The following is a 12,008-nucleotide window of genomic DNA, read 5'->3' as shown; positions in this document are numbered from 1 at the left end:
CGACCCCCGCCCCGAGGTTCCGGGCACGCCCACGACGCCGGGCGTCACGCCGGGGGATGACTCGAATGGGGGCGGTGGCTGCGCCGCCGGCCCGTCCGCCGCCCTGATTCCCGCCGCCGCGGCCCTCGTGGCCGGGCTCGTGCGCCGCCGGCGCCGCGCCCGCTGAGCCCCCGGAGGCGGACCGCAGAAACCTGTCCGACTGTCGGACAGGTTTGGGACCACCGCGGCCCCGGCCCTGGCTGGGACGCGGCTCCGACCGCGCCACGGGAGCCTGTCCGACTGTCGGACAGGTTTGGGACCACCGCGGCCCCGGCCCTGGCTGGACTGCGGCTCCGACCGCGCCACGGGAGCCTGTCCGACTGTCGGACAGGTTTGGGCCCACCGCGGCCCCGGCCCTAGCCAGGGGCAACTGCCCCAGTCAGGCCGCGCGAACTTGTCCGACAGTCGGACAGGTTTGGGCCCACCGCGGCCGGCCCCCGGGCTCCGGGCCGCTGCCCAGCCCGGTCGCGGAATCCTGTCCGACTGTCGGACAGGTTTTTCCCCCTTCTGGGGCGGAGGCGGAACGGCCTCGGGGGCCAGGCCCGGAAAGCCCTGACGCGGCTTCCAGACGCCTCCGGCCGGCCCCTCCAGGGCATTCCGGGGGCGTCTTTTGCGTTCCTCGCTTGTCAACGTCACCCGGGGATGCAAAGGCCCCATGCGACATGGCCACGACTCGTAAGCCTGGACCTTCCCGCGGCGGCGCCCCCAAGTCCGGCGGGCCCCGCACGTCCCGCCCTGGCGCCCCCAAGTCCGGCGGGCCCCGCACGTCCCGCCCTGGCGCGCCGAAGAAGCGCAAGGACGCCGGTGGACGCGCTGACAAACCGAAGATGAGCCGCGCCCAGCATGAACGCGCGCGCCCCAACCCCAACCGCCCCCTGCGCGAGGACCTGGTCCTCCAGGCGTGTCTGGAGGCCTACGGCGGCGTGCGCCGCGAGGGCCGCCTGTCCGACCGCGCCCTGGAGTTCGTGCTGCGCCGCAAGACGGCCCTGTACTCCACCGAGCGCCGCGCCGTGGCCGAGCGCGTCTACGCCCTGCTGCGCCGCCAGCGCACCGTGGACTTCCTCCTGGAGAAGTCGCACCGGAAGTTCGACACCCTGGACGCCACCCGCCAGGACGTCATGCGGCTCGCCGCGTCCCGCATCCTCCACGGCGAGGACCCCACCTACGTCGCGCGCTCCAGCGGGCTCACCGGCCCGGACATGTCCGTGCTCGACCGCCTGCCGGACGCCGCCGCGGACCTGGACGCCCTGCCGGAAGCGAAGCGCTTCCCCATCGCCGCGTCGCTGCCGGACTTCCTCGCGGACCGCTTCAAGGCCGTCTTCGGCAAGGACGCCGCGCGCGCCGCCGAGGCCATGAACGAGCGCGCCCCGCTCATCGTCCGCGCCAACACGCTCAAGGGCGACCGCGCCCAGCTCCAGGAGCGCCTGGCCGCGGAGGACGTGGAGTCCACCAGGCCCACCGCGCTGTCCCCCTTCGGCCTGGTGATGGAGACGCGGCTCAACCTCTTCTCCCTCCAGGACTTCAAGGACGGGGGGTTCGAGATCCAGGACGAGGGCAGCCAGCTGTTGGGCATGCTCGTGGACGCGCCGCCCACCCGCGTGGTGGACGCGTGCGCGGGCGCGGGTGGCAAGACGTTGCAGCTGGCCGCGCAGATGAAGAACCGCGGCGACCTGCACGCGCTGGACGTGGACGAGGGCCGCATGGAGGACCTGCGCAAGCGCGCGCGCCGCGCCGGCGTGCACAACGTGCGCACGCAGCTCATCCCCCACGAGGGCCCGGACGCGGACGCCGCGCTCACGCCGCTGAAGGGCCTGGCGGACCGCGTGCTGGTGGACGCGCCGTGCAGCGGCACCGGCACCTTCCGCCGCAAGCCGGACGCGAGATACCGCCTCACGCCGGAGGATTTGGAGATGCACGTGGGCCGGCAGAAGGCGCTGCTCGCGCGCTTCGCCATGCTGGTGAAGCCCGGCGGCCGGCTCATCTACGGCACGTGCAGCGTGCTGCGCGAGGAGAACGAGAACGTGGTGGAGGACTTCCTGTCCAAGCACCCCGACTTCAGCGTGCGCCCCGTGGCGGAGGTGCTGGGCGCGGAGCTGGGCGCGAAGCTCGGCCCCGGTCCGTACCTGCGTCTGGCCCCGCACACCCACGGCACCGACGGCTTCTTCGGCGCCGTGCTCGTCAAGGCGAAGTAACCCCGCGGTCCCCCAATAAAGAAAGGCCCTCCGTCCATGTCGCTCGCCGTCCACTACCGCGTCGCCATGCCCCGCCCGCATGCGCACCTGTTCGAAGTGGAGGCGAGCTTCCCCGCCGGGACTGACTTTCTCGACGCGGTGATGCCGGTGTGGACGCCGGGCAGCTACCTGGTGCGCGAGTACGCCCGCCAGGTGCAGGACGTCACCGCGCTGGGCCCGGATGGCCAGCCCCTGCCGGTGCGCCGCGTGGACAAGCGCACCTGGCGCGTGGACGCGCGGGGGCAGGCCGTCACCCTGCGCTACCGCGTCTACGCGAACGAGCTGTCCGTGCGCACCAGCCACCTGGACGGCAGCCACGCCTACTTCAACGGCGCCACCATGTTCCTCTACACGGAAGGAACGCGCACCCTGCCCCACCACGTCACCGTGGACGCGCCGCAGGGCTGGCGCACGTTCTGCGCGCTGGACTCGGAAGGGGCCACCTTCCACGCGCCGGACTACGACACACTCGTGGACAGCCCCTTCGAGGTGGGCCCGCACACGCCGCTCACCTTCACCGCCGCGGGCGTGCCGCATGAAGTGGTGGTGTGGGGCGACAGCGTGCCGGACGCGGACCGGCTGTGCGCGGACATGCAGCGCATCTGCGAGGCCCAGGCGCGCATGTACGAAGGCCTGCCGCTCAAGCGCTACCTGTTCCTCGTCTACCTCACCGACAAGGGCCGCGGAGGCCTGGAGCACCAGGCCTCCACCGCGCTGCTCTTCCCGCGCACGGGCCTGTCCTCGCTCCGGGGCTGGGAGGACTTCCTCACGCTGGTGGCGCACGAGTACTTCCACCTGTGGAACATCAAGCGGGTGAAGCCGCGCGCGCTGGTGCCGTTCGACTACTCGCAGGAGAACTACACCTCGCTCTTGTGGGCCTTCGAGGGCGGCACCGCCTACTACGACAACCTCTTCGTGCGCCGCGCGGGCCTGATGTCCCCCACGCGCTACCTGGCCAGGCTGGGGGAGACCTTCTCCCTGCTGCACTCCACCCCGGGCCGCCGCGTGCAGACGCTCACGGAGGCGTCGCTCGTCAGCTGGGTGAAGCACTACCGCCCGGACGAGCACTCCACCAACAGCGCCATCTCCTACTACCTGAAGGGGGAAGTGGTGTGCGCGCTGCTGGACCTGGAGGTGCGCCGCGCCACCGGCGACGCGAAGTGCCTGGATGACGTCATGCGGTTGCTGTGGCAACGCCATGGCGACGGCTCCGGCGTCCCCGAGGACGGCGTGGAGCGGGCCGCGAGCGAGGTGGCGGGCGTGGACCTGACGCCCTTCTTCGACCGGGCGGTGCGCTCCACGGAGGACCTGGACTACGGCGTCTTCGCGCACGTGGGGCTGGAGGTGTCCTTCCGCATGCGGGAAGCCCCCAACGACAAGGGTGGCACGCCGCCGCGCCTCAAGGGCGAGCCCAAGCCCAAGGGCTGGCTGGGCGTCACCGTGCGAGGCTCCTCGACGCTGTCCACCGTACCGGAGGGCACGCCCGCGCTGGACGCGGGCCTGTATCCGGAGGACGACGTGGTGGCGCTGGACGGTTGGCGCGTGGACGGCGCGGGGCTCATCGCCCGCTGCGAGGACAAGCGCCCCGGCGACACCGTGCGGGTGACGCTGTTCCGCCGCGACCGCATGATGGAGGTGCCCGTCGTCCTGGGCCAGAAGCCCGCGGACGCCGCGTGGCTGCAGCGCGTGGAGCGCCCGACGGACGCGCAGAAGGCCGCGTTCCAGGCGTGGCTGGGGTCCCCCTGGGACGAAACTCCCGGCCCGGCATAGGCTCGTGGGCCGAATGGCCCCTTCCCCCACGACTGCCCCTCCCTCCTGCGCGGGACACCCGGCCGCCGCCGCCGGCTGGCGTTGCGAGCACTGCGAGGCCCTGCTGTGCCCCACGTGCGTGGAGACCCGGCGCATGGGCCCGGTGGAGTACACCGTCTGCGTCCGGTGCGAGGGCACGGCGAACGTGCTCCTGCGCCACCGCTCCCAGCGCGCCCTCCGGACCCGCCTGCTGGACGCGCTGCGCTTTCCCTTCACTGTTCCGGGCCTGCAGACGCTCCTGGCCGTCAGCCTGATGCTGACCGTGCTGCGCGTGCTCGGGATGGGCGTGCGCATCCTCGTGGTGCTGCCCATGGCGCTCGGGCTGGGCATCTTCTGGTCCGCCTTCTTCGCGCTGGTGCGCGGCGCGGCGCGGGGCGACGCGGATCCAGAGGGCCCCGGCTTCACCAGCATCATCCAGGACAACATCGTGCCGGGCCTGCGCGGCCTGGGCGTCACCGTGGGCGTCTTCGCGCCCGCGCTCGCTCGCGCCTGGCACCTGCTGCCCTCCGCGTCCGCGTTCGACAACATCGGGCGGGCCATGCTCCTGCAGCAGACCCTGGGGGAGGCCGTCGTGCGCGAGGACCCGCTCTTCTGGGGGCTCGCCGGACTGGGACTCCTGTGGATGCCGTGGGCACTGCTGCTGGCCGCTACGTCGCAGTCGGTGTTCGCCGCCTTGAATCCCTTGCGCACGCTCAGGTGTCTGCGGACGGTGGGCGGCGACGCGGGGCTGGTGACGGGCGTGTTCGTGCTGCTGGCGTTCGTCCACGGCGGGTTGCACTGGGGCGCGGCATGGGTGTTCTACCTGCCCGTGCCCTTCTTCTCCGGATGGCTCGCGGAGGCGCTCACGTGCCTGGTGCCCTTCGCCGCCGCGAACCTGCTGGGGCGCGTGCTGTACGTGCACGGGGACGCGATGGGCTACCTGCCCGCGCGCGACTTCCTGGAGCCCACGCTGGGTGACACCGCGCCCCAGCGCGTGCCCGTGTCCCTGCGCGAGTCCCCGGTGCCAGAAGCCCCCGCGCCCGACGCCACCGGAGTCGCAGCGCAGGTGGCCGAATTGGGCGCGGCGGTGGAGGCGCGCGACGTGGCGAAGGCGCTGGCGCTGTATGGCGCGCTCCACGTTCTGCCCCGCCTGAAGCTTTTGCCGTCACACCATCTGTTCATCGGACAGGCCGCGGCAGTGGAAGGAGATTTCCCACTGTCGGTCAAAGCGTTGGAATCCGCGGCGGACACGGCGCCGGAAGAACCCACCGCGCCCCGCGCGCTGGTGCTGCTGGCGCGCGTGCAGGGGGAGAAGTTGGGAAACACAGTGCGCGCGGAGGAGATCTACCGGTACATCGTGCATCGGTATCCGGACACAGAGGCCGCACGTTTTGCCCATGCGCGGCTGCCGCCCGCCGCCTGACACATGCATTGCAGCACCCGACCCCCGGTACCAGATTCCGTGCATGGGACGGGTTGGGGGCGTGGGGATGAGCAAGCAGTGGAAGCGGTATGGTTGGTTGGGGCTCCTCGCGAGCGTGCTGATGACGGGCTGTGATGATGCCCCCAGCGCGAACCGGCACGAGGACACCTGCGCGGAGCCGATGTCGCTGCGCGTGGAGGTGATGTCGTCGGACGGCGCGTACATCCAGGGCGCGTCCGTGACAGCCACCAACCTGGAGAGCAACGTCAGCATCACCGGCGTGACGGATGACCGGGGCGTCACCACGGCCATCAACGAAATGCTCGCGCCCAGCCCCATCCGCGTGGTGGCCACGGCGGGCTCGCACGTGACGCTCGCGGAGCGCGTGGAGTGGGCCTGCGACGAATGCCACTGCACGCCTGTTCCCGACACGGTGACGCTCAAGCTCCAGGATTGAGCCGGAAGACCCGGCAGTGAGGGCCGGCGGGCGCGGAAAATCCACCGCGTCAGGCCGTGGGGCGGTTGTGCACACCCACCTGTGCGCGGTACCACTTACGCCATGCGTCAAACCCGCATGCGCGCGTCCGCGTCGGTCCGGCTCTCCCCCAGCCTTGCCGCCCGCCCGTCTGGCCTGACGGCGTGCGAGCGGGCGTGTTGTCGCGGCACTGGTGTTCCCTCACTCCAGTAAGCCGTGCAACCGCGCTACCCGCCGGGTAGGCAATCCCGAAGGTCCCCCATGTCCGCAGAGAGTGTGCAGGCGCTGCTCGAATGCTCGGTCACCGAGCTGACCGGGCGGTTCGTCACCCAGGCGCAGCCCGTCCCCCAGGGTCTGTTGGAAGCGCTGGAGGCAGACCCCCGTCAGGGTGCGCAGGCGCTCGCGCGCAAGCTGCGCTCGCGGCAGGAGAAGAACCGGGCGGAGGGGCAGCGGCTGCGGCACCTGCTGAAGTTCGAAACAGAGCTGTGGGAGCAGGGCCTGCTGAAGGTCGCGGGCGTGGACGAGGCCGGCATGGCGCCGCTCGCGGGCCCCGTCGTCGCGGCGGCGGCCATCCTGCCCCGGGGCTACAAGCTCAAGGGGCTGGACGACTCGAAGAAGATCCTGGACCCGGACAAGCGCGAGGCATTGGCGGAAGCGCTCAAGCGCGACGTGGTGGCGTGGGCGGTGGGCCGGGCGGAGGTGGAGGAGATTGATCAGCTCAACATCTACCACGCGGGCCTGCTGGCCATGCGGCGCGCGGTGGAGGGATTGGGGCTGACGCCGGACTACGTGCTGGTGGACGCGCGCACGATTCCCCAGTGCCCGGCTCCGCAGCGCGGCATCATCAAGGGGGACTCGCTGTCCCTGAGCATCGCGGCGGCGTCCGTGCTGGCGAAGACGACGCGCGACCGGCTGATGGCCCAGTTGGATGCGCAATATCCCGGCTACGGCCTGGCGGCGCACAAGGGCTACCCCACCGCGCAGCATGTGCAGGCCATCCAGGCCTTGGGCGTGCTGCCCATCCACCGCCGGAGCTTCGGTCCGGTGCGCGAGGCGCTCGGGCTGGCGCAGCCCTCCGGGCCCGTCCCGATGCAAACGGAGCTGTTCGCCGCTACTCCTGCTCCGATGGCGAAGCGATGAGCGCGGACAGGGACATCGACGGGTGGTTGGCGGAGCGGGGCGTCACGCTGATGGACGCGCGTGCGCGGGCGAGGGGCGTGCTGGAGGAGGCAGGCCTCACGCGGCCGGGCAAGGCGCGGATGAGCGAGCCCAAGCTGCTGCGAGCGGCCGAGGTGCTGTCCGAGCGCTTCTTCCAGGTGTGCGCGGATCCCGGCTGCATCCAGGTGGCGTCGGCGAGCGGCCGGGAGCCCCTGCGCGTGGAGCCCCGGAGCCACTGCGCGCGGTGCGGCGGTTCCGCCAACCGGCGCGCGGAGGTGGCCTTCCTGGAGATGTGCCATCAGCGCGGCGTGCAGCGCGTGGTGGTGGTGGGCGGCTCCCCGGCGGTGCGTGAGGAGCTGGAAGCGAAGCTGAGCGGCCCCATCTCCCTGCGCATGGTGGACGGCACGGAGCGCCGCACGGCGGACCGCGCGAAGAGCGACCTGGAGTGGGCGGACCTGGTGTTGGTGTGGGGCGCCACGGAGCTGCACCACAAGGTGTCCACCCACTACACGCACCTGGCGTCCTCGCATCACCGCAAGGTGGTGCACGTGGTGCGCCGGGGCGTGGCCGCGCTGCTGGACGAGGCCATGATTCATTTGCAGCGCGCGCGCTAGGAAGCAAGGCGCACCTCGGAAGGAGGCTCCCGCTCCTGGCGCCTCCCCGAGCCGATTCGCATGTTGCCGGCAGGAGGCCGCATGCGAAGGAAAACACAGACATCCCGGGCACGGCCGGGCAAGGCCCGCAAGCGGAAGGCCCCCGCCGGCTACAGCCGGGCAGAGGTGCCGAGCCTCCCGTTGAAGGGCTACACGCTGCCCACGGTGGACCTGGAGCGCGGCTCGAGTGGCATGGGAGTGAGACAACTCCAGACCGCGCTGGTGAAGCTGGGCCACATGACCCAGGCGCAGATGAACACGGGCCCTGGCACCTTCGGTGCCCAGACGGAGGGCTCGCTCAAGAAGTTCCAGAAGGCGCACGGCGTGGATGCCATTGGCGTCTATGGCCCGAAGACGCGCGCGGCGTTCAAGGCCTTGGGCGCGACCCTGGGTGGCGCGGAGACGCCCCCCACCCCTACGCCAGCAGTGCTCCGCACGAAGATCGTCGCGGAGGGACTGTGGGGGGCCGCCAACCAGGACCAGATCCACTACGCGCAGATCCGCCCCATTGACGGCCTCCGGCTGCGCCACAAGCTGCCGCTCAACATCGACTGCTCGGGCTTCGTGACGCTTTGCTACAAGTGGGCGGGCGCTCCCGACCCCAATGGCAACCGCTACAGCGGCGCGGGCTACACAGGCACGCTCGAAGCCCACATGCTTCACATTCCGTTGACCCAGGTCCAGCCAGGGGACCTCTGCCTCTGGCAGGGCAAGCACGTGTCATTGGTCATCCAGGTCGGCGAGGATCCCCTGCTCATCTCCCACGGCTCGGAATCCGGTCCCTACGCAATCCGGACGTCGGCCCAGAAGAAGTGGTACCCGGCGGGGACGCGCCTCATCTGGCTCACCTCTCCCCAGGGAGCGAAGGCGGGCGCGCGGAGGACGCTCAGCCGCGAGGACAAGGCGCGCGGTGACCCTCCCGCGGAGGAAGGGCTCTCTTAAAAGCGTGAAAAGCGCCAAGATGGACGCCTGGACATACAAACCCAGGAGTCCTGCGTGCGAAGCCTCTCATTCCGGATCACCGGCCTCGTCTCGGCGCTTGTCGTGCTGGGCGGTTGTGAGCGTCAGGAGAAGCCACCCGCGCCCCCACGGTCCGAGCCTGCTCCGGTCAAGGCCAGCACTCCCCCGCCGCCCGCGCCCGCCACGCCCTCGCGGAGCACCACCGAGCAGGAGCTGCGCGAGCGGCTGCGGTGCGAGGCGCTCCTGGGCCTCCGTGAACTGTTGGCAGGCCAGCAGCAGTATTTCGGGGAGAAGGACGCCTGGACCCCGGACGTCACCCGACTCCCCACCCCGGCGGCGTGCGCGGATGGCAGCCGCGTGCCCGCGCCGGACGCCACCTGGCTCGCGGGTTGCCACTTCCGCTATGCGGTCTCGGTGGCCGGCTCGACGCCCGACGACAGCACCTTCAGCGTGCGCGCGGTGGGCGTGGGCGGACTCGCCGAAGGGCTCACGTACACCCTGACGCATGGGTACGCGGACAGGAAGCTCGTGCGCGTGTGGCCCTCGGAGCTCGTCCTCGAGGACTGCCATGGCGTGCGCAGGCCGGAGGGGACGCCCCTGCCAGCCCCGGTGTGCGAGGGCGCCTTCAACCTGAAGGCGCTCTTCACGGCCGAGAAGTCGTATTTCGGGGAGAAGGACCGCTACTCGGAGAGCGCCGCCCAGTTGGGCTTCCTTCCCGAGCCCTGCCTCGACGGCTCCCGCGCGCCGGTGCCCGATGACACGTGGATCGGGAGCTGTCGATTCATCTACCGCGCCGAGGTCTCAGGCACGGCGCCGGAGCAGACCTTCCTCCTCACCGCGCGCGGAATGAGTGGCCCCGTGGTGGAACAGAAGCTGACGCTGGACTCCCAGTACACCTGGAGCCCAGCGGATCCGGGCTGCGCGCCCTGACTTGTTGAATCTTTCGGCGCCCGTCACGTAGATGGGAGCCGTGCGGCATCAGGCCCGCACCTCTCGTCGGGGGACAAACGGATGAACAGGAAGCTCGGCACGGCAGTGTTCATGATGGTGGCGTGTGCCTTCGGGCCGATGACGGCCGTCGCGCAGGAGGGCACGGGCAACATCGATATCACCGGCAATGACGAGACGGCGACCCACGCCTGTACGCCGGGCAGCACGGTGGAGATCACCGGCACGGACAACACCGTGACGCTGACCGGCGAGTGCAAGAGCGTCACCGTGAACGGCACCGACAACAAGGTGAAGGTGGAGGCCACCGGTGCCATCTCCGTGACGGGGAACTCCAACTCCGTCACCTGGAAGCGTGGACTCGGCAAGTCGAAGCCGAAGGTCAGCCGCACCGGCACGGACAACAAGGTCACGCAGGAGAAGTAGCCGTCGGACCGCGCGCCCGCTTCGTCACGGAAGCGGGCGCAGGCGGCGCTCAGCGGGACGCGGAAGGCGCCGCATCCTCACCGAGCAACAACTGCCGCACGATGGGCACGGGCGGGTAGCCGTGGGAGACCACGGCGTCGTGGAAGCGCTGGAGGGTGAAGTCCTTGCCCCACTTCACCTTCGCGTCCTCGCGCAGCTCCATCAGCATCTTCTTGCCCAGCGCGTACACCAGGTACGTCGGGTCGGACGTGCCACGGCGGGCCTCGCGCTCCGCGTTGATGCGCGTCATGTAGGCCTCCTGTTCGAAGAGGCTCACGGCCTGCTCGTACGTCATCCCGCGCGTGTGCAGCGACAGGCCCGCCACGTAGCGCGCCAGCCGCTGGAGGTAGAGCGCCAGCTGGTTCAGCCGCAGCCGGTCGGCTTGCGGGCCCGTGCCGCCGTAGCCCTCGTCCAGCATCATCTGCTCGGTGTACAGGCCCCAGCCTTCGCTGAAGGAGCCTGAACCCAGCAGCCGGCGCACCTTGGACTGGATGCGATTGGTCCACAGGAACTGCACGTAGTGCCCGGGGTAGGCTTCGTGGATGGAGACGATGGGCAGCGCGTAGCGGTTGTAGAAGCTCATGTGCTGCGTCGTCTGCTCCGCGCTCCACGCCGGGTCCGGCGGCGTCACGTAGTAGTACGCCTCCGTCGCCTTCATCTCGAACGGGCCGGGCGTGCTCATGCTCGCGAAGGACAGCGCGCGGCTGAACACCGGCGTCTCCGCCACCTTCGCGCGCACCTCGCTGGGCACCGTGATGATGCGGTGGTCGATGAGGAACTGGCGGATGTCCTCCAGCGTCGCCGTCGTGGTGGACACCAGCTCCGCGCCAGCCGGGTGCTCCTTGCCCAGCTCGCGGTACACGTCCATGGGCGCCTTGCCCGGGGCAATCCGTCCCGCGACCTCGCGGAACTGGTCCTGCGTGCGCTTCATCTCCGCGCGCCCCCAGGCCAGCAGCGAGTCGATGCTGTCCGTGACGCCCTCCTCGTACTGGAGCTTCTGGCGGTACGTCTGCTCGCCAATGGCGAAGTCCCCATTCGAGCGGGCCAGCAGGTCGTCCTTCAGGAAGCGGATGTAGCCATCAATGGCCTCCAGGCACCGCGCCTGCGCCCGCTTGAAGTCCTCCTGGAGCGCCGCGTCCTGCACCGGCGCGAAGGCCTGCGGCAGCGTCTGGGCGTAGAGCGAGCGCGTGCCCTTCGCCTGCTCCAGGGCAATCTCCGTCCACAGCTTCGGCGGGTTCTTCAAGTTCGCCGGCGCCGCCGCGAAGACCTCCGGCACCACCGCCATGCGCTTCACCGCCGAGCGCATCCGCTCCTCCAGTGGCGCGAAGTCACGGTTGATGAGCTGGTACACGCCGTTGGACGCGAAGCCCAGGTAGGCGTTCGGGTTGCGCTCCCACGAGCGCACCGTCTCCAGGTCCAGGATGCGCGCGCGGAAATGGTTCTCCAGGATGTCGTAGTCAGCCCGGTCACCGGGCGGCAGCGAAGCCCGGTCCACCGCCTGGGGCAGCGCCGCGAGCCGGTCCTTCAGGAACGCCAGGTGCGACGCCCGCTCCTCGGGCCGGAAGCCGCGCAGCTCTCCGTCATACGTGTGCACGCCCGCGGACGTGGCGGACATCGGCGAGCGGCGGAAGTGCTCCTCGAAGTACGCGTCCACGAAGCCGCGCAGCGCCACCTGCGCGGATGACTCCGCGGGCGCGGCGGCCTGCGCTTCCGCCCGCTCCGCGGGGCGAGACGTGGTGCATCCCGGGGACAGCAGCAGCAACGCGGCGAGGACGCTCGGGGTTCGCAGTGCCTTCATGGAGCCTCTGGGGGAAGGAGACGCGGGCAGCGTCGCTGAAGGCTCCTCACACGACAAGCGACCCGGAGAG

11 protein-coding genes are annotated in these 12,008 nt (G+C 70.8%); 10 read left to right on the top strand and 1 reads right to left on the bottom strand.

Features of this window, described 5'->3' with window-relative positions:
* From D7Y21_RS43625 to D7Y21_RS12640, 10 genes are all read left to right on the top strand, one after another.
* On the top strand, window positions 1–166 hold a 166-nt coding region (locus D7Y21_RS43625; RefSeq protein ID WP_370038513.1), incomplete at its 5' end, for an MYXO-CTERM sorting domain-containing protein.
* A gap of 700 nt (window positions 167–866) precedes the next feature.
* The gene (locus D7Y21_RS12680; protein WP_120568408.1) at window positions 867–2,231 is read left to right on the top strand and encodes an RsmB/NOP family class I SAM-dependent RNA methyltransferase; all 1,365 of its coding nucleotides are present in this window, start codon (window positions 867–869) and stop codon (window positions 2,229–2,231) included.
* A gap of 36 nt (window positions 2,232–2,267) precedes the next feature.
* Window positions 2,268–4,040, top strand: a complete 1,773-nt coding sequence (locus tag D7Y21_RS12675) for a M61 family metallopeptidase (RefSeq protein ID WP_120568409.1) — start codon at window positions 2,268–2,270, stop codon at window positions 4,038–4,040.
* A 13-nt stretch (window positions 4,041–4,053) separates the two neighbouring features.
* Window positions 4,054–5,481 (top strand): tol-pal system YbgF family protein, encoded by a 1,428-nt coding sequence (locus tag D7Y21_RS12670; protein ID WP_147469263.1) that lies wholly within the window; start codon window positions 4,054–4,056, stop codon window positions 5,479–5,481.
* A gap of 67 nt (window positions 5,482–5,548) precedes the next feature.
* Window positions 5,549–5,938 carry a carboxypeptidase-like regulatory domain-containing protein gene (locus D7Y21_RS12665; RefSeq protein ID WP_233592116.1) on the top strand — a complete coding sequence of 130 codons (390 nt, stop codon included), beginning with the start codon at window positions 5,549–5,551 and terminating at the stop codon, window positions 5,936–5,938.
* 279 nt (window positions 5,939–6,217) lie between these two features.
* On the top strand, window positions 6,218–7,096 hold the full coding sequence (locus D7Y21_RS12660; protein WP_120568412.1) for a ribonuclease HII: 879 nt from the start codon (window positions 6,218–6,220) through the stop codon (window positions 7,094–7,096).
* Window positions 7,093–7,728 carry a hypothetical protein gene (locus tag D7Y21_RS12655; RefSeq protein ID WP_014398272.1) on the top strand — a complete coding sequence of 212 codons (636 nt, stop codon included), beginning with the start codon at window positions 7,093–7,095 and terminating at the stop codon, window positions 7,726–7,728. Before D7Y21_RS12660 ends, D7Y21_RS12655 begins: the two co-directional genes overlap by 4 nt.
* 81 nt (window positions 7,729–7,809) lie before the next feature.
* The gene (locus tag D7Y21_RS12650; RefSeq protein WP_233612076.1) at window positions 7,810–8,709 is read left to right on the top strand and encodes a peptidoglycan-binding protein; all 900 of its coding nucleotides are present in this window, start codon (window positions 7,810–7,812) and stop codon (window positions 8,707–8,709) included.
* Window positions 8,710–8,763: 54 nt separating this feature from the next.
* Window positions 8,764–9,657 (top strand): hypothetical protein, encoded by an 894-nt coding sequence (locus tag D7Y21_RS43620; RefSeq protein WP_199735414.1) that lies wholly within the window; start codon window positions 8,764–8,766, stop codon window positions 9,655–9,657.
* Between the two features lie 81 nt (window positions 9,658–9,738).
* Window positions 9,739–10,101 carry a DUF3060 domain-containing protein gene (locus D7Y21_RS12640; RefSeq protein ID WP_121713373.1) on the top strand — a complete coding sequence of 121 codons (363 nt, stop codon included), beginning with the start codon at window positions 9,739–9,741 and terminating at the stop codon, window positions 10,099–10,101.
* Window positions 10,102–10,150: 49 nt separating this feature from the next.
* Here D7Y21_RS12640 and D7Y21_RS12635 read toward each other — a convergent pair whose 3' ends face one another.
* Window positions 10,151–11,938: a DUF885 domain-containing protein gene (locus D7Y21_RS12635; RefSeq protein ID WP_121713371.1), complete on the bottom strand. Its 1,788-nt coding sequence runs from the start codon at window positions 11,936–11,938 to the stop codon at window positions 10,151–10,153.
* Window positions 11,939–12,008 lie beyond the last annotated feature (70 nt).

This window comes from Corallococcus sp. AB045, from assembly GCF_003668895.1.
Taxonomy (GTDB): domain Bacteria; phylum Myxococcota; class Myxococcia; order Myxococcales; family Myxococcaceae; genus Corallococcus; species Corallococcus coralloides.
The sequence above is the reverse complement of the archived record's forward strand: the minus strand, read 5'-3'. Positions and strand labels throughout refer to the sequence as shown.